Annotated in this window: 16 protein-coding genes and 6 tRNA genes; 2 read left to right on the top strand and 20 right to left on the bottom strand. The window is 62.2% G+C overall.

The window, feature by feature from the left end; genetic code table 11:
* Positions 1–129: 129 nt before the first annotated feature.
* The 7 genes from ACF8K2_RS14715 to leuC all read right to left on the bottom strand — a co-directional run bounded on the left by ACF8K2_RS14715 (position 130) and on the right by leuC (position 9,473).
* Complete coding sequence (locus tag ACF8K2_RS14715; RefSeq protein ID WP_392465534.1) at positions 130–2,817, bottom strand: FimV/HubP family polar landmark protein; 2,688 nt, start codon at positions 2,815–2,817, stop codon at positions 130–132.
* A gap of 116 nt (positions 2,818–2,933) precedes the next feature.
* The gene (locus ACF8K2_RS14710; RefSeq protein ID WP_392465531.1) at positions 2,934–3,938 is read right to left on the bottom strand and encodes an aspartate-semialdehyde dehydrogenase; all 1,005 of its coding nucleotides are present in this window, start codon (positions 3,936–3,938) and stop codon (positions 2,934–2,936) included.
* 254 nt (positions 3,939–4,192) lie between these two features.
* Complete coding sequence (gene asd / locus ACF8K2_RS14705) at positions 4,193–5,305, bottom strand: aspartate-semialdehyde dehydrogenase (RefSeq protein ID WP_186557682.1); 1,113 nt, start codon at positions 5,303–5,305, stop codon at positions 4,193–4,195.
* A 63-nt stretch (positions 5,306–5,368) separates the two neighbouring features.
* Entirely contained in the window at positions 5,369–6,451 is a 1,083-nt protein-coding gene (gene leuB, locus ACF8K2_RS14700) for a 3-isopropylmalate dehydrogenase (RefSeq protein WP_392465529.1), read from the bottom strand.
* Between the two features lie 53 nt (positions 6,452–6,504).
* On the bottom strand, positions 6,505–7,269 hold the full coding sequence (locus ACF8K2_RS14695; protein WP_186557680.1) for a class I SAM-dependent methyltransferase: 765 nt from the start codon (positions 7,267–7,269) through the stop codon (positions 6,505–6,507).
* Positions 7,270–7,398: 129 nt separating this feature from the next.
* Positions 7,399–8,043: a 3-isopropylmalate dehydratase small subunit gene (leuD, locus tag ACF8K2_RS14690; RefSeq protein ID WP_264236976.1), complete on the bottom strand. Its 645-nt coding sequence runs from the start codon at positions 8,041–8,043 to the stop codon at positions 7,399–7,401.
* Positions 8,040–9,473, bottom strand: a complete 1,434-nt coding sequence (leuC, locus tag ACF8K2_RS14685; protein WP_392465526.1) for a 3-isopropylmalate dehydratase large subunit — start codon at positions 9,471–9,473, stop codon at positions 8,040–8,042. Before leuC ends, leuD begins: the two co-directional genes overlap by 4 nt.
* 130 nt (positions 9,474–9,603) lie before the next feature.
* On the opposite strand from leuC, the gene ACF8K2_RS14680 reads away from it, so the two are divergent.
* Positions 9,604–10,482 carry a LysR family transcriptional regulator gene (locus ACF8K2_RS14680; protein WP_264236974.1) on the top strand — a complete coding sequence of 293 codons (879 nt, stop codon included), beginning with the start codon at positions 9,604–9,606 and terminating at the stop codon, positions 10,480–10,482.
* A 61-nt stretch (positions 10,483–10,543) separates the two neighbouring features.
* Positions 10,544–13,840, top strand: coding sequence for a PAS domain S-box protein (locus ACF8K2_RS14675; protein ID WP_392465524.1), 3,297 nt, complete (start codon positions 10,544–10,546; stop codon positions 13,838–13,840).
* Between the two features lie 178 nt (positions 13,841–14,018).
* On the opposite strand, the gene ACF8K2_RS14670 is transcribed toward ACF8K2_RS14675, so the two are convergent.
* The 13 genes from ACF8K2_RS14670 to uvrB form a co-directional block, all read right to left on the bottom strand.
* On the bottom strand, positions 14,019–14,465 hold the full coding sequence (locus tag ACF8K2_RS14670; RefSeq protein WP_186557675.1) for an Hsp20 family protein: 447 nt from the start codon (positions 14,463–14,465) through the stop codon (positions 14,019–14,021).
* 178 nt (positions 14,466–14,643) lie between these two features.
* Entirely contained in the window at positions 14,644–15,618 is a 975-nt protein-coding gene (locus tag ACF8K2_RS14665; RefSeq protein WP_392465522.1) for a tRNA dihydrouridine synthase, read from the bottom strand.
* Between the two features lie 50 nt (positions 15,619–15,668).
* Positions 15,669–16,103, bottom strand: a complete 435-nt coding sequence (locus ACF8K2_RS14660; protein WP_186557673.1) for a thioesterase family protein — start codon at positions 16,101–16,103, stop codon at positions 15,669–15,671.
* 43 nt (positions 16,104–16,146) lie between these two features.
* Complete coding sequence (locus ACF8K2_RS14655; RefSeq protein ID WP_186557672.1) at positions 16,147–16,980, bottom strand: alpha/beta fold hydrolase; 834 nt, start codon at positions 16,978–16,980, stop codon at positions 16,147–16,149.
* A gap of 25 nt (positions 16,981–17,005) precedes the next feature.
* On the bottom strand, positions 17,006–17,545 hold the full coding sequence (locus ACF8K2_RS14650; protein WP_186557671.1) for a TetR/AcrR family transcriptional regulator: 540 nt from the start codon (positions 17,543–17,545) through the stop codon (positions 17,006–17,008).
* A 168-nt stretch (positions 17,546–17,713) separates the two neighbouring features.
* A tRNA-Glu gene (locus ACF8K2_RS14645) sits at positions 17,714–17,789 on the bottom strand.
* Between the two features lie 43 nt (positions 17,790–17,832).
* Positions 17,833–17,908, bottom strand: a tRNA-Ala gene (locus tag ACF8K2_RS14640).
* 64 nt (positions 17,909–17,972) lie between these two features.
* A tRNA-Glu gene (locus tag ACF8K2_RS14635) sits at positions 17,973–18,048 on the bottom strand.
* 44 nt (positions 18,049–18,092) lie between these two features.
* Positions 18,093–18,168, bottom strand: a tRNA-Ala gene (locus ACF8K2_RS14630).
* Between the two features lie 53 nt (positions 18,169–18,221).
* Positions 18,222–18,297, bottom strand: a tRNA-Glu gene (locus tag ACF8K2_RS14625).
* 76 nt (positions 18,298–18,373) lie between these two features.
* A tRNA-Ala gene (locus ACF8K2_RS14620) sits at positions 18,374–18,449 on the bottom strand.
* Positions 18,450–18,729: 280 nt separating this feature from the next.
* Positions 18,730–20,211: a glutamate--tRNA ligase gene (gene gltX / locus ACF8K2_RS14615; RefSeq protein WP_392465519.1), complete on the bottom strand. Its 1,482-nt coding sequence runs from the start codon at positions 20,209–20,211 to the stop codon at positions 18,730–18,732.
* Positions 20,212–20,434: 223 nt separating this feature from the next.
* Positions 20,435–22,450, bottom strand: coding sequence for an excinuclease ABC subunit UvrB (gene uvrB / locus ACF8K2_RS14610; RefSeq protein ID WP_186556854.1), 2,016 nt, complete (start codon positions 22,448–22,450; stop codon positions 20,435–20,437).
* Between the last annotated feature and the right edge of the window lie 122 nt (positions 22,451–22,572).

Genomic DNA, 22,572 nt, shown 5'->3' with positions numbered 1-22,572 from the left:
TGCATCAGGGGCCACGTCGCCCTCTTCGCGGGCAAGCCCGCTCATACAGGGATCGCACGACCCTCAAGATCAATGCGGTACCTGTGGGAGCGGGCTTGCCCGCGAAAAGAACACCACCGACCTGAAGCCTTACACCAACCGAGACAGCATCTCCTCGGCTTCACTGCGCTGACCGTCATCACCATCCTTGACCACTTCATCGAGGATGTCGCGCGCGCCCTGGTGATCACCCATATCGATATAGGCACGGGCCAGATCGAGCTTGGTGGCCACTTCGTCGGCACCGGAGAAGAAGTCAAAGTCCAGGTCGTCCAGCGGCTCGGGCTCCTGCGCGGCGTCGGCAGCGGTGAATTGCGCCTCCAGCGACGGCGTTTCGAGGTTCTGCGAGAGCTTGTCCAGTTCGGCGTTGACGTCGTCCAGCTCCGAGGCAAAGTTCTTTGCCGCGGGCGAGTCGTCTTCCAGCGACAGCGACAGGTCGAAGTCGTCTGGCAGCTCCAGTTCGGAGATCGGATCGAACTCGGGAATCTCGTCGAACGCTGCCAGCTCAGCGGCCACATCCACCGGGGCTTCCTCGGCCGGAGCCGCAACTGGCGAATCACCGACATCCAGATCGAAGTCGGCCAGGTCGTCGACGCTCTGCGGCTCGGCCTCAGCTTGGGCCTGGGCCAGCAGCGCTTCGAAGTCGTCATCGGCATCCGTTTCACCGACTGCCGGCTCAACCACCTCGGCCTGCTCGAACTGAGCCTCAGGTTCAATAGCAGGCTCAATCTCATCCAGGATCGGCGACTGCAACTGATCATCCAGCGCCAGGTCATCGTCCAGACTCAGATCGAAGGCACTGTCCAGATCGCTCTCTTCGACAGGTGTCACATCGGCAAGTACTTGCGGCTCAGGCTCGACTACAGGCTCGGACGCCAGCTCCTCGACCACAGGCTCGGGCTCGACCACAGGCTCAGTAGCCGGGATATCCTGTTCGTCTTGCAGCAGCTCTTGAACGTATTGCTCGTCCAGCTCTGCCGCCAGGGCCGCCGCGCCAAGGCCAGCAGCCGCCACGGCGACCATGGCCGGGAAGCGTTCCTTGAGCGATTCGACCTCAGCCTTGTTCTGCTCATTGCCCGCCAGCTTGCGCTCCTGATCGGCAAAGGCGTTCTGGTCGCCTTGACGTGCGTAGACCTCCATCAGCTTCAAGCGCAGGTCGCTGCGCTCAGGCTCGGCGGCCACAGCCGTCTCGAGCAGGTCGGCGGCGTGATTGAGGCGACCACGCTGCAAGCTCAGTTCGACTTCGGCCAACAGTTTGTCGAGCGGATCTTCTTGCGGCTCTGGCGCAGGCGCCATCACCGGGGCGACGACCGCAGGCTTCTCCGCTGCCGTAGCGGCTGCGGCAGAAGCCGCCACCACTGCAGGCGACAGGGTGACGCTTGGCGCCGACACATCCAGCCCATCGAAGCTGCTTGGCGGCAGGTCCAGATCAGGGTTGCGCTCCCCCTCCTCCGACAAGGCGCGGGCCATGCGCAGGTGCTTCTCGGCTTCCTGCTGAGCCTTACGCTTGCGTGCCAACAACAGCAGCAACAACAGCACAAGGAACGCCGAGCCGGCAATCAGGCCCAACAGCAATGGATTACCGAGCAGCTCGTCGAGTGCGCTCTGCTCAGTCTTGGCTTCAGCGCCCGGCGCGGCTTGCGGCGCGGTATCGACCGCTGCGGGTGCTGGCTCGACGACAGGCTCCGCTGGCGTCAGCTGGGCGTTGACGGCTGGCTGGGCCGGCGCAGGCTCACCTGGCAGAGCAGCGACTGGCGGCGTTTGCCCGGCGGCGCCTTGGGCTTCGAGGCGCGCCAGTTGGTCATTTTTCAGTTGGATCAGACGCTGCAGCTTGTCCAGCTGGCTCTGCAGGTCGGTCATGCGGCTCTTGAGTTCTTCGTTGTCGCGTCGGCTGGTGTCCAGGCTCTCCTGGGCGACCGCCAATTTGTCGTTGAGCTCCTTCGCCCCAGCCGCCCCTGCTTGATTGCCAGGGCTGACCAGACGCAGGTTGTCGCCCTGGGCGATGCGCGATGGCGCCGCCTCGGCTGCGCCGCGACGGGTCGCGTCGAGTTGACGCGCGCGCGGCCCCAAACGGCGGCCTTCGCGCCAGGCGGCGTACTGCTCGGCGACCTCTCGGTTCGCTTCGCCTTGGGCAATGCTCTGAATCTGCTGCTGATCCGGCAGGCGCAAGACCTGGCCGATCTTCAGCTGGTTGATGTTGTTGCCAATGAAGGCATCCGGGTTCAGTGCCTGGATCGCCAGCATGGTCTGCTGGACCGAGCCGCCCTGGCTGTTGCGCGCGGCAATCTGCCAAAGGGTGTCACGGCGCTTGGTGGTGTAGCTGCCAGCGCCGCTGACCGGCGCGCTGATGTTGGCCGCCGCAGGCTGCTCGCCCTGGGCCTTGGCCTGGTCGAGCAGGACGCTGTAGTCGCGCAGCAGACGGCCCTGCGGCCACATCACCTGGACCAGGAATTTGACCACGGGCTCGCTCAATGGCCGGCTGGAGGTAACCCGCAGCACGCTCTTGCCATTGGGATTGAGCACCGTGGTGAAGGTCAGGTCCTCGACATAGGGTGGGTAGGCCACCCCGGCCTTGGCGAATTCTTCCGGCGACGCCAGGCTCGGCGCCACTTCGGCAGCGGAGAGGTCGCGCACGTCGAGCAATTCGATCTCGGCGTCCAGCGGCTGGTTCTGTGCCGACTTGAGGGTCAGCTCACCCAACCCCAGGGCATTCGCCATGCCGGACGACAGCGCAGATGCTGCCGCCATGGCCAAAACCAGTTTGCGAATTCGAAGCATGACCTCTTCCCTTGTATGGATCGTCCCAAAATCTAAATGTGATATAGGACAAAATTGCTTGGCTTTGTACAAAAAGTGCCTGCGCGACTTTTCGTGCAAACCCTCTGAAGTATCTTTTAGAGCCTGTCTTTTATCAACAATTGAGCGATTTGTACGGCATTGAGCGCAGCGCCTTTGCGCACATTGTCGGTGGTCAGCCAGAGGTTGAGCTGTTGCTCTTCATCAATGCCATGGCGTACACGACCAACATAGACCACGTCTTGGCCCACTGCGTCACCCACCGGCGTCGGATAATCGTCCGCTTCGACCAGCTCGATACTGTCGGCCGCGTCCAGGGCCTGATTGACCGCCGCCAAGTCCACCGGGCGACGACTTTGTACGGCCACACTCAAGCTATCGCCGAAAAACACCGGGACTTGAACGCAGGTCACGGAAATCTTCAGCGCAGGCATGTCCAGTAGCACACGTAGCTCATTGACCAAGCGCCGCTCTACGGCGGTGTGGCCCTGCTCATCGCTGGCACCGACCTGGGCCAGCAGGTTGAAAGCGATCTGCCGGTCGAAGAAGCGTGGCTCCAATGGACGGGCATTGAGCAGCTCGGCGGTCTGGCGCGCCAGCTCACTGACGGCTTCCTTGCCCTGGGCCGACACTGCCAGATTGGCCATGACCTGAATGCGCTCGATATCCAGCAGACCTTTAAGCGGCGCCAGGGCCACCGCCAGCGCAACGGCGGCGGCGCTTGGGCTGGTGATTTGCGCCGGCAGGGTCAGCTTGGCCAGCTGATCGGCATTGGCTTCCGGGACCAGCGCCAGCGCCTGATCGAGGCCACCTGACAGGTCGATGACCGTGCAGCCGGCGGCATGGGCCTTGGCTGCGAAACAGCGGCTGACGGCCGGGCCCGCGGCGAAGAAGGCCAGCTGGGCCTGGCTGAAGTCGAAGCTGTCAACTTCGCGCACACGCACTTTCTTGCCAGCGAACATTACGCTGCTGCCAGCAGATTCCATGCTGGCGAGCAGGTGCAGGGTTTTGACCGGGAAGCTGAGTTCTTCGAGGATCTGCACGAGGGTTTCACCGACGCTACCGGTGGCGCCGATGACGGCGATGTCTAGGGGTTGGCTCATGGGAAATCCTCTGCGGGTTCGGCGGGAGCGGCACTTTACTTGGATTATTGGGCTTGGGGTACCTTCAGGGCATTTGAATAGCCTCGGATGCGCTATTGCTATCGCGGGGCAAGCCCGCTCCCACGCCAGCCCCGACCTTGGCTGCGAAACTTGCGTGGGGGCGGGCTTGCCCCGCGATAGAGCCTTAACAGCCCCCTAAAAGCAAAAAACCCGCGCTCAGCGAGAGCACGGGTTTTCGGTCAAGCCAGGCGCAATCAACGCTCGAGCAAGATCCGCAGCATCCGCCGCAGCGGCTCTGCAGCGCCCCACAGCAACTGGTCGCCAACGGTGAAGGCGCCCAGGTACTGCGAACCCATGTTGAGCTTGCGCAGACGGCCAACCGGTACATTCAAGGTGCCGGTGACCTTGGTCGGGCTCAGCTCCTGCATGCTGATCTCACGCTGATTCGGCACCAGCTTCACCCATGGGTTGTGCTGGCTGATCATGCCTTCGATATCGGCCAACGGCACGTCTTTGTTCAGCTTGATGGTCAGCGCCTGGCTGTGGCAACGCATGGCGCCGATGCGCACGCAGATACCGTCGACCGGGATCGGGCTCTTGAAGCGACCCAGGATCTTGTTGGTTTCAGCCTGGGCCTTCCACTCTTCGCGGCTCTGGCCGTTCGGCAGTTCCTTGTCGATCCACGGAATCAGGCTGCCGGCCAGCGGCACGCCGAAGTTCTCGGTCGGGAAGGCTTCACTACGCATGGCCTCGGCCACTTTGCGGTCGATGTCGAGGATGGCGCTGGCCGGGTTGGCCAACTCATCGGTGACCGCCGCATTGATGCCGCCCATCTGCTTGATCAGCTCGCGCATGTTCTGCGCGCCAGCACCGGAGGCAGCCTGGTAGGTCATGGCGCTCATCCACTCGACCAGACCGGCTTCGAACAGGCCACCCAGGCCCATCAGCATCAAGCTGACGGTGCAGTTGCCGCCGATGTAGTTCTTGGTCCCGGCATCGAGCTGCTGGTCGATCACCTTGCGGTTGACCGGGTCGAGGATGATCACCGCGTCATCCTGCATGCGCAGCGAGGAAGCGGCGTCGATCCAGTAACCCTGCCAGCCGGCTTCGCGCAGCTTGGGGAAGACTTCGTTGGTGTAGTCGCCGCCCTGGCAGGTCAGAATGACGTCGAGGGTCTTGAGCTCTTCAATGCTGTAGGCGTCCTTGAGCGGAGCAATATCCTTGCCCACGTTCGGACCTTGGCCACCCACATTGGAGGTGGTGAAGAACACCGGCTCGATCAGGTCGAAATCCTGCTCTTCGAGCATCCGCTGCATGAGCACGGAACCGACCATTCCACGCCAACCGATCAGACCTACACGTTTCATCGCAACTACACCTTTGCTAAAAGTGGGCCGCCACCGAGACAGAACGGTGGCGGGCCAGAGAGATTACAGATTCCGCAGCGCTGCGACTACTGCGTCGCCCATTTCCTGCGTACCGACTTTGCTGCAACCGGCCGACCAGATGTCGCCAGTGCGCAGCCCTTGGTCCAGCACCAGGCTGACCGCCTGCTCGATCGCCTCGGCAGCGGCGTGCTGGTTGAAGCTGTAACGCAGCATCATCGACACCGAGAGGATGGTCGCCAACGGGTTGGCAATGCCCTGCCCGGCGATGTCCGGGGCCGAGCCGTGGCACGGCTCGTACATGCCCTTATTGTTGGCATCCAGCGACGCCGAAGGCAGCATGCCGATGGAACCGGTCAGCATGGAAGCTTCATCCGACAGAATGTCGCCGAACATGTTGTCGGTCACCACCACGTCGAACTGCTTGGGCGCCCGTACCAGCTGCATGGCGGCGTTATCGACGTACATGTGGCTCAGCTCGACGCCCGGGTAGTCCTTGGCCACGTCTTCGACCACTTCACGCCACAGCTGGCTGGACGCCAGCACGTTGGCTTTGTCTACCGAGCACAGCTTGTTGCCACGCACGCGGGCCATGTCGAAACCGACACGGGCAATCCGGCGGATCTCGCTTTCGCTGTACGGCAGGGTGTCGTAGGCCTGGCGCTCGCCGTTCTCCAGCTCGCGCTGGCCACGTGGGGCACCGAAGTAGATGCCGCCAGTCAGCTCACGGACGATGAGGATGTCCAGGCCGGCGACGATTTCTGGCTTGAGCGAGGAGGCATCGGCCAGTTGCGGATAGAGGATGGCCGGACGCAGGTTGGCGAACAGGCCCAGTTGCGCACGGATTTTCAGCAGACCGCGCTCCGGGCGGATGTCGCGCTCGATCTTGTCCCACTTCGGCCCGCCAACGGCGCCGAGCAGTACAGCGTCAGCCTTGCGCGCACGCTCCAGGGTTTCATCAGCCAGCGGCACGCCATGTTTGTCGATGGCCGCGCCACCGATCACGTCGTGCTCCAGGGCGAAGCCAAGCTGGAACTTGTCATTGGCCAGCTCCAGCACCTTGACCGCTTCGGCCATGATTTCCGGACCAATGCCATCACCTGGGAGAATCAGAATCTGCTTGCTCATGCTTTCCTCTATCCATTCAAACGGCGCGCCGGTAGCGGCTTCGCCGGAAAATACTAGCGCTCAGCCCACAACACCAGCACGTCGGTGCTGAACGAGCCATCGGCTTCGATCTGGTAATACTGCCGCACTTCCTCGCCCATCGCTTGCTGCAATTGGCGAATGGCCACGCGCAGCGCATCAGGGGTGCGCATGCGCTCGACCCAGGAGTTCCACTCAAGGCGCAGGCGCTGGCGGCTGTGGCTGCGCACATGCAAACCTGCCTCGCTGACCTGGCGCTGCCATTCGGCGGCCGAATAATCGCGCACGTGGCTGGTGTCACGCAGCACTTCGACGCTCTGCAAGTAGGTATCGAGCAACGGGCTGCCCGGCGACATGACATCGACGAACGCCGCCACCCCACCCGGCTTGAGCACCCGGCGCACTTCGCGCAAGGCCAGGCCCAGGTCGCTCCAATGATGCGCGGAGTAGCGACTGAAGACGAAATCGAACGCGGCATCGGCAAACGGCAAGCGTTCCGCCGCACCGCGTTCGGTAGTGATATTGGCCAGGCCGCGTTGTGCCGCGGCGCTGGCGACCACGTCGAGCATCGAGTGCGACAGGTCATAGGCGACGACCTCGGCAACCAATGGCGCGACGTGGAAACTGACATGACCGGCACCACAGCCCAGGTCCAGCACCCGGGCGTCGGCATGGCCGGCGAGCTCGGCCTGCAGCAGGGCAAACTCGCTGCCTTGGGCGTGCACGGCGCTGCTCAGGTAGGCACTGGCCTGCTCGCCGAACTGGCGCTGGACGACGTCGGTGTGTTGGCTACTGGTCATGCATCGGTCCTTATCTGGTTTTGCCTGTGCCGGCGCTATCGCGGGGCAAGCCCGCTCCTACACGATGAGCGCTGCCCCTGCAGGAGCGGACTTGCCCCGCGATGAGGCCGGTACAGTCACTTACACACTTCAGGCATCGCGGAACAACCACGGCTGGCTCTGGCGATGCTTGCCCTCGAACGCCTTGATCGCATCGGCGTCCTGCAAGGTCAGGCCAATGTCGTCCAGGCCGTTGAGCAAGCAATGCTTGCGGAAGGCGTCGATCTCAAAATGCAGCACCTTGCCATCTGGACGAGTCACCGCCTGGGCTTGCAAGTCCACGGTCAACTGATAGCCAGGGTTGGCTTCAACCTGCTTGAACAGTTCATCGACTTCCTCATCGCTGAGGATGATCGGCAGCAAGCCGTTCTTGAAGCTGTTGTTGAAGAAGATGTCGGCAAAGCTTGGCGCGATCACGCTACGGAAACCGTACTCGTCCAACGCCCAAGGCGCGTGCTCACGGCTGGAGCCGCAACCGAAGTTCTCGCGGGCGAGCAGCACGCTGGCGCCCTGGTAACGCTCGTGGTTGAGCACGAACTCTTTGTTCAGCGGGCGCTTGCTGTTGTCTTGGTAAGGCTGCCCCACATCCAGGTAGCGCCACTCGTCGAACAGGTTCGGGCCGAAGCCGGTGCGCTTGATCGACTTGAGAAACTGCTTGGGAATGATCTGGTCGGTATCGACGTTGGCGCGATCCAACGGTGCGACCAAGCCGGTGTGCTGGGTAAAGGCTTTCATGCTGCGCTCCCTTGGATCAACTCGCGGACATCGATGAAGTGACCGGTCACCGCGGCGGCGGCGGCCATCGCCGGGCTCACCAGGTGGGTACGACCACCGGCGCCTTGGCGGCCTTCGAAGTTACGGTTGGAGGTCGAGGCGCAGTGCTCGCCGCTTTCCAGGCGATCCGGGTTCATCGCCAGGCACATCGAGCAGCCGGGTTCACGCCATTCAAAACCGGCTTCGATGAAGATCTTGTCCAGCCCTTCACGTTCGGCTTGCGCCTTGACCAGGCCCGAGCCCGGCACCACCAGCGCCTGCTTGACGTTGGCAGCGACCTTGCGGCCTTTGGCGATGTCGGCAGCCGCGCGCAAGTCTTCGATCCGCGAGTTGGTGCACGAACCGATGAACACCCGATCCAGACGGATATCAGTGATCGCTTGATTGGCGCTCAAGCCCATGTATTTGAGCGCACGTTCGATCGAACCACGCTTGATCAAGTCCGGCTCTGCAGCAGGGTCCGGCACGCGCTGATCGACCGCCAGCACCATCTCTGGAGAAGTGCCCCAACTGACCTGCGGCTTGATTTGCGCAGCGTCCAGCTCGACCACGGTGTCGAACACCGCATCTGTGTCGGAGACCAGGCCCTTCCAGGCGGCCACTGCCTGGCTCCACTGAGCAGGCGTCGGCGCGTAGGGACGCCCTTCAACGTAATCGATAGTGGTGTCATCCACTGCCACCAAGCCAACCCGGGCACCGGCCTCGATGGACATGTTGCAGATGGTCATACGGCCTTCCATCGACAGATCGCGGATGGCGCTACCGGCGAACTCCATGGCGTGGCCATTGCCACCGGCGGTGCCGATCTTGCCGATCACGGCGAGGACAATGTCCTTGGCGGTGACGCCCTCAGGCAATTTGCCTTCGACGCGCACCAGCATGTTTTTCATTTTCTTGGCCACCAGGCACTGGGTCGCGAGCACATGCTCGACCTCGGAGGTGCCGATGCCGTGGGCCAATGCGCCAAAGGCGCCGTGGGTCGAGGTGTGCGAGTCGCCGCACACCACGGTCATGCCTGGCAAGGTCGCGCCCTGCTCTGGGCTGATGACGTGAACGATGCCTTGGCGCTCGTCGTTCATCTTGAATTCGACGATGCCATATTCGTCACAGTTCTCGTCGAGGGTCTGCACCTGAAGGCGCGACACCTGGTCGGCGATGGCCTCGATGCCGCCCTTGCGCTCAGGGGTGGTTGGCACGTTGTGGTCGGGCGTGGCGATGTTGGCGTCGATGCGCCATGGCTGGCGATTAGCCAGGCGCAGACCTTCGAAGGCCTGAGGCGAAGTCACTTCGTGAATGATGTGGCGATCGATGTAGATCAAGGACGAGCCGTCGTCGCGTCGCTTGACTTCATGCGCATCCCAGAGTTTGTCGTAGAGCGTTTTGCCGGCCATCAGACTGTTCCTCATCAGCGTCTTTCTATGCCAATAACCCCTTGGCTTGTACGGTCGATGCTATGGGGTTAGATTGAATAACTCAAATTCATAATTTTTATGCTTTGGATAACCTTAAGGAATACAAAAGGTGGACCTGGCCAACCTAAGCGCATTTATCGCCATTGCCGAGACCGGCAGCTTTTCCGGGGCTGGCGAACGCCTGCACTTGACCCAGCCGGCAATCAGCAAACGCATCGCTGGCCTTGAGCAGCAACTGGACGTCCGCTTGTTCGACCGGTTGGGCCGGGAGGTGACCTTGACCGAAGCCGGGCGAGCATTGCTGCCGCGGGCGTATCAAATCCTCAACGTGTTGGATGATACCCGACGTGCGCTGACCAATTTGACCGGGGAAGTGAGCGGTAGGCTGACCCTGGCAACAAGCCACCATATTGGTTTGCACCGCCTACCCCCGCTTTTACGGGCTTTCACCCGCGAGCACCCGAAAGTAGCGTTAGATATTCAGTTCCTCGATTCGGAAGCGGCCTACGATGAAATTCTCCATGGCCGCGCCGAAATTGCCGTTATTACGCTGGCTCCCGAGCCGCACCACTTGGTGCGGGCGGTATCGGTGTGGGACGACCCACTGGATTTCGTCGCCTCGCCCGAACATCCATTGACCAGCAACGGCGCAGTCAGCCTGGCCGACGTCGCCGGCCACCCGGCCGTGTTCCCGGGCGGCAACACCTTTACCCGGCACATTGTCCAACGCCTGTTCGAAAGCCAGGGCCTGACGCCGAACATCGCCATGAGCACCAACTACCTGGAAACCATCAAGATGATGGTGTCGATTGGCCTGGCCTGGAGCGTGCTACCGCGCACAATGCTCGATGAACAAGTTGCACCCATCGCTTTACCCGGCGTAAAGCTGTCGCGACAGCTAGGCTACATTCTGCACACCGAGCGAACGCTGTCGAACGCAGCCAGGGCGTTCATGGCCCTGCTCGACAGCCACGCAGGGCCCGCCTGACCGGTCGTCAGCACGGCATTTCACTCTCAGGGACGCGTCATTCGCCAAAGGTCTGGTATCGATGCCCAAATCAGTTAATCGCTTTGCGCGCCTGCCGCGCATCCCTGCGGCCGACCCGCAGGCGTCGGAACAGGCTTGGCAGAATGCCCCACAACTATTGGCCGCCCTCAATGGTGCACGCCTGGGCGCCTGGCTGTGGGACATCGAGAGCGGTCGGGTCAGCTGGTCGCGCGGCACCCAGGCATTATTTGGCTTCGACCCGCAGCGGCCGCTGCCCAGCGACATCGACTACCTCGACCTGCTGCCTGAAGAGGACCGCGCGCGCACCCGCCAGGCCTTTCAGGCGGTGGTCAACGGCGAACCGATCGAACAGGCCATGCGCCATCGTATCCGCTGGCCAGATGGCAGCATGCACTGGCTGGAGATCAACGGCAGCCTGACCCAAGACCGCCATGGCCGGCGGCAGATGATCGGGGTGATCCGCGAGATCACCCGCCAGCGCGAACGCGAAACCGCCCTGATCAACTCGGAAAAACGCTTCGCCACCCTCTTCCACCTGAGTCCCAACGCGATTCTGCTGACCCGCCGTAACGACGGCATGCTGTTCGAGGTCAACCAGCACTTCGAAGACATGTTCGGCTGGCCCGGTGCGCAGATCGTCGGCAAGACCAGCATCGAGCTCGGCCTGTGGGTCAATCCCGACCAGCGTCACCAGGTGCTGGAAGCCACCCGCAACACCAGCGGCCCGGTGACCATGGAAGTGCAATTTCGCGCCAGCAGCGGCAAGATCCACGACGGCATCCTCTGCACCCAGGGCATTGAGCTTGAAGGCGTCACGTTCCTGCTCAGTACCTTCGTCGACACCAGTGAGCGCAAACGCGCCGAACAAGCACTCAAGGACAGCCAGGAGCGCCTGGACCTTGCCCTGGATTCCGCGCAACTGGGCACCTGGGACTGGCACATCCCCAGTGGCATGCTGTATGGCTCGGCCCGCGCCGCACAGCTGCATGGGCTAGACCCAGTACCCTTTCACGAGTCGTTCGAAGCCTTTTTCGAAGGCGTGCCGGAACAGGAGCGCAATGTCATGCGCCAGGCCTATCGCAGTTTGCGCGAAGGCCCGGCCGGCAATTACCAGATCACCTACCGGGTGGAGCTGGAAAACGGCGCCTCGCGCTACATCGAAAGCCGCGCCCGGCTTTACCGCGACGAACAAGGCAACCCGCTGCGCATGGCCGGCACCTTGCTCGACATCACCGACCAGGTCGAGCGCGAGCTGCGCCTGAGTGCGTCGGAAGAGAAGTTCGCCAGCCTGTTCCAGGTCAGTCCCGACCCGATCTGCGTAACCCGCCAGGATTCTGGCCAGTTCATCGAGATCAATCCGGCATTCACCCAGACCTTCGGCTGGAACGCCGAGCAGGTGATTGGCCGTACCGCCGAGGAGATTGGCCTGTGGGCCGAATCGGCCGAACGCGCACACCGCATCGAGCGGGTAATCCGCGAGCAGGACTTGAGCAATGTCGCGGTGGTGGTCAACCACCGCAGCGGCGCAGCCCTGACCTGCGTGATTTCCAGCCGCCTGATCACGGTCGACAACCAACCCTGCAGCGTCACCTCACTGCGCGACATCACCCAGCAGCAACGCGCCGAAGCGGCGCTCAAGGCCAGCGAGGAGAAGTTCGCCAAGGCCTTCCATTCCAGCCCCGACGCGATCACCATCACCGAGCGTGAGACCGGCCGTTACCTTGAGGTCAACGATGGCTTCTGCCGACTGACCGGCTACAGCGCTGCCGAGGTGGTCGGGCAGTCGGTGTATGAGATCGGCATCTGGGCCGATGACAAACAGCGCAGCGCCCTGCTCAACGAGCTCAAGGAGCGCGGCCGGGTGCATCACCGGGAGATGCTCGGGCGCAACAAGCGCGGCGATATTCTCACCGTCGAAGTATCGGTAGAACCCATCAGCCTCAACGAGAGCGATTGCCTGCTGCTGACCGCGCGCGACGTCAGCCAACTGAAGAACGCCCAGGCGCAGATCCGCCACCTGGCCTATCACGACCCGCTGACCAACCTGCCCAACCGCGCCTTGCTGATGGATCGCCTCAGCCAGCAGATCGCCCTGCTCAAGCGCCACAACCTGCGCGGCGCGCTGCTGTTCCTCGATCTCGACCATTTCAAGCACATCAACGACTCGCTCGGCCATCCAGTCGGCGACACGGTGCTGAAGATCATCACTGCGCGCCTGGAAGCCAGCGTGCGCCTTGAGGATACCGTGGCGCGCCTGGGCGGCGATGAGTTCGTGGTGCTATTGACCGGCCTTGAAGGCAGCCGCGAGGCGGTGGAAACCCAAGTCCGCGAGCTGGCCGACACCCTGCGCGAGCTGCTCGCCGAGCCGATGTCGCTGGATGGCCAGCGCCTGCAAGTGACCCCAAGTATTGGTGTGGCATTGATCCCCGACCATGGCGCCACCCCCGCCGACCTGCTCAAGCGCGCCGATATCGCCCTGTACCGGGCCAAGGACTCCGGGCGCAACACCACCCAGCTGTTCCACACCACCATGCAGAAGGCCGCCAGCGAGCGCCTGCGCATGGAGAACGACCTGCGCCTGGCCTTGGCCCGGGGTGAACTGGCGCTGCACTTCCAGCCCCAGGTGGATGCCCGCGATAACCGCATCGTTGGCGCCGAAGTGCTGCTGCGCTGGCACCATCCGCAATTGGGCCAGCAGCCACCGGCCCAGTTCATTCAGGTACTCGAAGAAAGTGGCTTGATCCTTGAAGTTGGCAGCTGGATCCTCGACGAAGCCTGCGATGCCTGCGCCCATATGCTGCAGGACGGCCTGATCGATGCCGACGATTTCAGCCTGTGCGTGAACATCAGCCCTCGGCAGTTCCGCCAGAACGATTTCGTCGAGCGAGTGCTGCGCAGCCTCGACGACTACCGCCTGCCACGGCACATGCTCAAGCTGGAGATCACCGAAGGCATCGTCATCCAGAACCTGGAGGACACCATTGCCAAGATGCGCGAGCTCAAGCGCTATGGCGTAAGTTTTGCCATGGATGATTTTGGCACCGGTTACTCATCGCTGACCTACCTCAAACGGCTGCCGGTGGATGCGCTGAAGATCGACCAGACCTTTGTCCGCGACGCGCCGATCGACCCCAATGATGCCGAGATCGTCCGCGCCATCGTGGCCATGGCCCGCAGTCTTGAGCTCGCGGTGATTGCCGAGGGTGTGGAATTGACCGAGCAGCTAGAGTTTCTTGAGCGGCTGGGCTGTCACCTGTACCAGGGGTACCTGCACAGCCGGCCACTGCCGCTGCAGGAGTTCCGGCAGATGCTGCTGGAAGCGCCAGCTGACTACTGAAAGAAATGCGTGGGAGCGGGCTTGCCACGCGATTCTCGTTCGCGTGGCCGGCTTCGCCACTTGTGCCTTGGCAAATCGCGGGGCAAGTCCGCTCCCACGCTATGTACATCCATAACATGTACATCCATGACACGTAAAAAGGGCACCCGAAGGTGCCCTTTCGTACATCCCGACAAGCTTAGTTCAGCGCAGGTTTGTCGCTGTTGATCGGGATGCGTTTGGCCTTGGCCTCTTCCGGGACGACGCGCAGCAGATCGACGCTGAGCAGACCGTTGGCCAGACCTGCCGACTTCACTTCGATGTGATCGGCCAGGCGGAACGACAACTTGAAGGCCCGCTGGGCAATGCCCTGATGCAGATAGGTCACTGCGCCTGCGTTGCCTGCGTCGCGCTTGCCTCCGCTTACGGTCAGCACGCCTTTTTCAACCTGCAGGTCGAGGTCGTCTTCCTGGAAGCCAGCTGCGGCAACCACGATGCGATAGTGGTCATCGCCATGTTTTTCCACGTTGTAGGGTGGGTAACTGCTACCCGCCTCGTTACGCGCCGCGGATTCGAACAGGTCATTGAAACGGTCGAAGCCAACGGAATGGCGGAACAGTGGTGCAAGAGAGAAAGCGGTAGTCATGGTCATAAACTCCTGAGATTCAGCAAGTAAGTCATTACGCGACCCGACTTCGGCATCGCGTACTCAAGAGATAAGGTCTAGGGAAAAGGTTTCAAGTGCGGACTGCAAAATTTTTTCTAGCTCTTTGTGGCAGCGGGCTTGCCCCGCGATAACACCCGCACTCACACAACAGGTTCAATCAGGCGACCGCCTCGCACCGCGCCTCACGCATATCCACCCCCAGCAGCTGGCTGATCCGCTCACAGTCATCCACCCGCCGCAGCTCAGCAAACATCACCACTGCCTCGGGATAACTGCGGGTCAACATCGCCATCCACTGCTTCATGCGCCCCGGCGCATAGCGCGGCGACAGCTTGGCCTGGGCCTGGCGCCAGAACTCACGCAGCAGCGGCAGCAACGCTTGCCAATCCAACGGCTGGTAATCGCGCCCGTCCCGCGCGGCAGCGATCTGCAGGGCCAAATCTGGCCGTGACACCAGCCCGCGACCGAGCATGATGTCCTCTACCCCGCTGACCTCACGGCAGCGCCGCCAGTCATCCACCGTCCAGATTTCGCCGTTGGCGAACACCGGCACCTTGACCACATCCTGCACGCGCGCCACCCATTCCCAGTGTGCCGGCGGCTTGTAGCCCTCGACCTTGGTGCGCGCATGCACCACCAGATGCGCAGCGCCACCCTCGGCCAGTGCCGTGGCGCAGTCCAGTGCGCCGTCAGGGCTGTCGAAGCCCAGGCGCATCTTGGCCGTCACCGGTATATGCGCCGGCACCGCCCGCCGCACCTGGCTGACAATCGCATGCAACAGCTCCGGCTCCTTGAGCAGTACCGCCCCACCGCGCGACTTGTTCACGGTCTTGGCCGGGCAGCCGAAGTTCAGGTCGATCACCGGCGCGCCAAGCTCGCAAGCCAGCACGGCATTTTCCGCCAGGCACACCGGATCCGAGCCGAGCAGCTGTAGGCGCATCGGCACGCCCGCCGCCGTGCGCGCGCCCAGGCGCAGCTCCGGGGCGAGCTTGTCGAATTGCGAAGGCGGCAGCAGGCGGTCGCAGACGCGGATGAACTCGGTAACGCACCAGTCGATGCCACCGACGCGGGTAAGCACGTCGCGCAGAATGTTGTCGACCAGCCCCTCCATCGGGGCCAGGGCAATTTGCATGAAGGGGTCTCGGCGAAAAAGGCGGCAGTCTAGCAAACAATCACAGCAGTTCAGGCACCGATCAGCGCCTGACCGTAACCCTCGATAAATTCCGTCGGCATACGCTTGGGCTTGCCAGTGGACAGTTCGATGCAGACAAAGGTGGTCTGCGCCCGCAGCAAGATTGCACCATCGCGTGGGCGCTTGAGCTGAAAGCGCCGGGTCATGCGCAGGCGCTGGTCCCAGTCGATGATCCAGGTAGCCAGCTGCAGCTCGTCGTCTTCGTAGGCAGCGGCCAGGTAGTCGATTTCGTGGCGAACCACAGCCATGGCCCGGTCCAGGCGGCGGTATTCGGCCAGGTCCAGACCCAGGCGCTGCGAGTGGCGCCAGGCGCAGCGCTCCAGCCAGGTGACGTAGACCGCGTTGTTGGCGTGGCCGAGGCCATCGATGTCGTCGGCACCGACGCGAAGGTCGATGATAAATGGCGATGCCAAATCCCAGCTCATGCCCGCTCCCAATGTCAGTGAACGGGCGGAGTGTAACCCAAGCTCAAGCGCTTTGCCGGGTAGGTTCCTGGGTGCGCGCGAGCAAATCCAGCACCGCTTCGCTCAGGCGCGGGTCGGCCAGCACTCGCTGGTGGCCGCCCTCTTCCAGCAGCATCAGGCGGCTGTCGAACCAGGCCTTGTGGATCAGCTGCGCCTCGCCGACCGGGACCAACTGATCGTCAGCCGCGTGCACCACCAGGCCCGGTAGCTCCAGCTGGTAGCCACTGACGTCCAGGCGGGCGATCTGCATGCCGACATCGTGTTCGATCTGGCGAATGAACGCTGCCCTGGCCCGCGCAGGTAGCCCTAAACGCTGAGCAAAGCCGCGCAACACGCCGATTAACTGCGCAGGCGCGGCGATACTCACTGCGGCCTCGGTGCGCAATCCCCATTGCAAGGCCAACATGACACTGGCGCCGCCCATGGAATGGCCAATCACCGCCCGCAATGGTGGTAACTCTGCAGCGGCTTCAAGCAGCGCGCGGGCGAACAGCACCACGTTGGCCTGCTGACCAGGCGACCGGCCATGGGCGGGACCTTCGAGGGAGACCACCGTGTGACCCGCATCGACCAATGCCTCGATCAGCGCCGCAAATTGCGTCGGACGCCCTTCCCAGCCATGCATCATCAACACGGTGGGGCCATTACCCCACCGCAGGGCCGACAGTCCGAAGCGCAGGGTGATCCGTTCAGCACGCGCCAGCAGCGGCAGTTCCCACGGTCTGGGTGGCAGGTTGCGGGGCGTCATGAACGCCCGTCGCATCTTCCCGGCAACATGCTCGGGGGCCAGCCGACCGAGCGTTCCGTTGACGCCGCGAATCCAGCTCAGGGTAGTCATCGCCTTGCTCCAGGGTTGAGGTTGCTCAGATCACCGCCGACTTGGCGGCGCGCAGGATACGGTCGGATAACTCGGTGCCGCTCAAGGCGCGAGCCAGGGCCAAACCACCGACCATCAGGGCCAGGTCGGCAAAGGCTTTATCGATGTCTTCCGGGCAATCGACCATCTGCGCCGTCATCAACTCGATATGCTCGGCCAGCACCTCGCGAAACGCTTCAGGCAGACGCTGCATTTCGCTCAGGGAGTTAGGTAGCGGGCAGGCGTGCTCGTGAGCGTCACGATGCTTGCGCGAAAGGTAGAAAGCCGCGGCCAAGGCGCGACGCCCGGCACCATCCAGTGCTGGATCGACCTGGGCGAGCAAGCCCCGGCGCTCGCCGAGCAATTGGCGAAAAGCCTCCAGCATGAGCTCGTCCTTGCTGTCGAAATGCGCGTAGAACCCCCCCACCGTCAACCCAGCCGCACTCATCACCTGACTCACACTGGGGTCAGCCGGGCCTTGCTGGATCAGCGCACTGCAGGCCGCGTCGAGAATGCGCTCGCGGGTCTTGCTCTTCTTGTCGCTCATGGGCGGCCTCACAAATATTATGGTTGAAATATTATCCCTATAATATTTTTAGGCAAGCGAAATCTTCGACCTCTGGTCGGCGCTCAAGAAAAGTGGGATTACAGACAAACAAAAGGCCCATTCAATAATCGAATGAGCCTTTGAAGTCCCGCAAAACGCGGGTAAAAATGGCGTCCCCTAGGGGACTCGAACCCCTGTTACCGCCGTGAAAGGGCGGTGTCCTAGGCCACTAGACGAAGGGGACATGTAACCTTCGTAGAGATTCGCTTTCACGAATCCTGGCAAATTGGTGGAGCTAAGCGGGATCGAACCGCTGACCTCCTGCATGCCATGCAGGCGCTCTCCCAGCTGAGCTATAGCCCCGAAAACAAAAGGCCCATCCAATATGCGAATGAGCCTTTAAAGCCCCGCAAAACGCGGGTAAAAATGGCGTCCCCTAGGGGACTCGAACCCCTGTTACCGCCGTGAAAGGGCGGTGTCCTAGGCCACTAGACGAAGGGGACATTACAACCTTCGTAGAGATCCGTTTTCACGAATCCTGGCAAATTGGTGGAGCTAAGCGGGATCGAACCGCTGACCTCCTGCATGCCATGCAGGCGCTCTCCCAGCTGAGCTATAGCCCCAGATTTCTAGCCTCGCGGCCCAGCGACATCCTGAAATATCGCTTGTGTAAAACTGGCGTCCCCTAGGGGACTCGAACCCCTGTTACCGCCGTGAAAGGGCGGTGTCCTAGGCCACTAGACGAAGGGGACGAACCTTCTACCTTGAAACCCGGCGCTGAATCCGGATTTCATCCCCAGCCGCCTTGGCAGACTGAGAATCGGAATTTGGTGGAGCTAAGCGGGATCGAACCGCTGACCTCCTGCATGCCATGCAGGCGCTCTCCCAGCTGAGCTATAGCCCCACGAATGTCGCTTTGAACTGGAATCGCCGGCTGGGTGCCTGGCGCTTCGTTTCGTTCATCGCTGTGGACGGGGCGCATATTAAGAGCGGATTGCAGAGCTGTCAAACGAATTTTTGAAATTAATCAAAAGTTTTTTCACAGATAACAATCACTTACCGCCCTGCCCCATCGCTGCTGGGGTTTTATCGTGCAGTTGCGGGCCTGCTCCGCGATTGCGATGGTGGATTTGCCATTGCAATAGCGGGGCAAGCCCGCTTCCACGCAAATGCTACTGGGTGGTTCAGGCGATGTTCGCCAGCAGCTTTTCCCACTCTTTGTTTTCTTTCTTCGACACGCCGCCGAGCAGATCCAGCGCCTGGCGCAGACGGAAGCGGGTCAGGTCAGGGCCGAGGATTTCCATGGCATCGAGCACCGAGATCGAGCTCGCCTGGCCGGTAATGGCAGCGAACATCAAGGGCATGGCGTCGCGCAACTTCAGCTCCAGGGCTTCGACCACGGCTTGGATGCAACCGGTGATGCGCTCTTTTTCCCACTGGCGCAGGCTTTCGAGTTTCCACAGGATCAGCTGGATGACCTGGCGCACCTGGTCTGCCGAAAGCTTCTTGTGCTCGAACAGCTTGGCATCGAGCTTGAGCCCACCTTCGAAGAAGAAACCACCCAGCGGGGCGATCTGGCTGAAGGTTTCGACCCGGCCCTGCACGTGTGGGGCGATCTTCATCATGTAGTCGCTGTTGAAGGCCCATTTCTGCACGCGTGCGGCGAACTCTTCGACGGGCAGATCACGCAGCCACTGGCCGTTGAGCCAGGACAGCTTCTCGATGTCGAAGATCGGCCCCCCCAGGGAGATGCGCGACAGGTCGAAGTGTTCGACCATTTCCGCCAGGGAGAACTTCTCGCGCTCGTCGGGCATCGACCAGCCCATGCGGCCGAGGTAGTTGAGCATCGCTTCGGGCATGAAGCCCATGCGCTCGTAGAAGGTCACCGAGGTCGGGTTCTTGCGCTTGGACAGCTTGCTCTTGTCCGGGTTACGCAGCAGCGGCATGTAGCACAGCTTGGGCTGCTCCCAGCCAAAGTACTCGTACAGCTTGATCAGCTTGGGCGCCGAGGGCAGCCACTCTTCGCCACGCAACACGTGGGTGATGCCCATCAGGTGGTCATCGACCACGTTGGCCAGGAAGTAGGTCGGCAGGCCGTCGTTCTTCATCAGAACCTGCATGTCCATGCGGTCCCACGGGATCTCGACATCGCCGCGCAGCATGTCCGGCACCACGCAGATGCCTTCGCTCGGCACCTTCATGCGGATCACGTGCGGCTCGCCCGCAGCCAGGCGGCGCTGCACTTCCTCGGCGCTCAGTTTCAGCGCGCGGCCGTCATAACGCGGGGTTTCGCCACGGGCCATTTGTTCGGCGCGCATCTGGTCGAGCTCTTCGGCAGTGCAGAAGCAGTAGAAGGCGTGACCGGCGTCGACCAGCTCCTTGGCGTACTTGGCGTAGATCTCGCCACGCTCGCTCTGCCGGTAAGGGCCGTGCGGGCCGCCGACGTCCGGGCCTTCGTTCCACTCGATGCCCAGCCAGCGCAGGGCGTCGAAGATCTGCTGTTCCGACTCACGGGTCGAGCGCAGCTGGTCGGTGTCTTCGATGCGCAGGATGAACTCGCCGCCGTGCTGCTTGGCAAAGCAGTAGTTGAACAGGGCGATGTAGGCGGTGCCGACATGGGGGTCGCCGGTGGGCGATGGCGCGATACGCGTGCGAACGGTGGTCATGGAGAGTCTCGAACGAAAGATGAAACAAAGGCAGGATGTTAGCAGGGAGCAGGCACCTGGCTCCAGCAATGGCGCGATCGTCACGTGTGATCCGACCGCCAGGTGCTATTAATCGTGCAGGACCGGACTTGCCCCGCGATAGCGTCATTGCTGACAACCGCGACGCCCAGGTAGGCGCTATCACGGCACGAATGCGCGCCTACAGGAGCGTGTCGCTTGCCGATCAGCTGGTAATCAAGCGCTCGCGCAGCTGGGTGATCTCGTCGCGCAATTGCGCGGCGGCCTCGAACTCCAGGTCGCGGGCAAGCTGGAACATCTTCTCTTCCAGCTGCTTGATACGCTTGGTGATCTCGCCAGGGGTACGCAGTTCGGCCTCGTAGCGGGCGCTCTCCTCGGCCGCCTTGGCCATGCCTTTGCGCTTCTTGCTGCGCCCACCCGGGATGTTGGCGCCCTCCATGATGTCGGCGACATCCTTGACCACGCCTTTGGGCACGATGCCGTTGGCTTCGTTGAAGGCGATCTGCTTGGCCCGGCGGCGCTCGGTCTCGTCGATGGCACGCTGCATCGAACCGGTCATGTTGTCGGCATACAGGATCGCCTTGCCGTTGAGATTACGTGCGGCGCGGCCAATAGTCTGGATCAGCGAACGCTCGGAGCGCAGGAAGCCTTCCTTGTCGGCATCGAGGATGGCCACCAGCGACACTTCCGGCATGTCCAGGCCTTCACGCAGCAGGTTGATCCCCACCAGAACATCGAAGGTGCCCAAGCGCAGGTCGCGGATAATCTCGACCCGCTCGACCGTGTCGATATCCGAGTGCAGGTAGCGCACGCGCACGTCGTGATCGGCCAGGTAATCGCTCAAGTCCTCGGCCATGCGCTTGGTCAGTGTGGTGGCCAGCACGCGCTCACCCGCCGCGACCCGCTTGCCGATTTCCGACAGCAGGTCATCGACCTGGGTCAGCGCCGGACGCACCTCGACCAGTGGATCGACCAGGCCAGTCGGGCGCACCACCTGCTCGACTACCCGGCCGGCGTGTTCGGCCTCGTACGGGCCTGGGGTGGCCGAGACGAAGATGGTCTGCGGACTGACCGATTCCCACTCATCGAAACGCATCGGCCGGTTATCCAGCGCCGACGGCAGGCGAAAGCCATATTCCACCAGGGTTTCCTTGCGCGAGCGGTCACCCTTGTACATCGCGCCGACCTGGGGAACGCTGACGTGGGACTCGTCGATCACCAGCAAGGCGTCAGCGGGCAGGTAGTCATACAGGGTCGGCGGCGGCGCGCCGGCCGGACGTCCGGACAGGTAGCGCGAGTAGTTCTCGATGCCGTTGCAGTAGCCCAGCTCAAGGATCATCTCCAGGTCGAAACGGGTGCGCTGCTCCAGGCGCTGGGCTTCGACCAGCTTGTTGGCCTTGTGCAGGTACTCAAGGCGCTCCTTGAGCTCCTCCTTGATGCCCTCGACCGCCTCGAGCAGGGTTTCGCGCGGGGTGACGTAGTGGCTCTTGGGGTAGAAGGTGAAACGCGGCAGCTTGCGGATCACCTCGCCGGTCAATGGATCGAAGGCGGCAATGTTCTCTACCTCGTCATCGAACAACTCGATGCGGATCGCCTCCAGGTCGGATTCGGCCGGGAATACGTCGATCACATCGCCACGCACGCGGAAAGTGGCCCGGGCAAAGTCCATTTCGTTGCGGGTGTATTGCAGGTCAGCCAGGCGGCGCAGCAGCGCACGCTGGTCGAGCTTGTCGCCGCGATCGATGTGCAGGACCATTTTCAGGTAGGTCTCGGGGCTACCCAAACCATAGATGCAGGACACGGTGGTAACGATAATCGCGTCACGCCGCTCGAGCAGCGCCTTGGTCGCCGACAGGCGCATCTGCTCGATGTGGTCGTTGATCGAGGCGTCCTTCTCGATGAAGGTATCCGACGACGGTACGTAGGCTTCGGGCTGGTAGTAGTCGTAATAGGAGACGAAGTACTCGACTGCGTTATTCGGGAAAAACGCCTTGAACTCGCCATACAACTGGGCGGCCAGGGTCTTGTTCGGCGCCAGCACCAGGGTCGGGCGCTGCACCTGCGCAATGACGTTGGCCACGCTGAAGGTCTTGCCCGAGCCGGTCACACCCAGCAGGGTCTGGTGCGATAGCCCGGCCTCGATGCCCTCGACCATCAGGCGAATGGCCTCGGGCTGGTCGCCGGCCGGCTGGAAACGGGTGACGAGCTGGAACTCGGACATGTCTGACCTCGAGCAACTGTAAATATAGCCAGTAGTCTATACCGAAATGAGCCCTTTCAGGATCGCTTTCAGGTTAGCTGAGTGAGTGTATGTGTCAGTGGACCTGGCAATTCGACCAATGG

This window comes from Pseudomonas sp. xss_2 (assembly GCF_043104195.1).
Classification (GTDB): Bacteria; Pseudomonadota; Gammaproteobacteria; order Pseudomonadales; family Pseudomonadaceae; genus Aquipseudomonas; species Aquipseudomonas urmiensis.
This window is presented reverse-complemented; position numbering and strand designations above follow the sequence as displayed.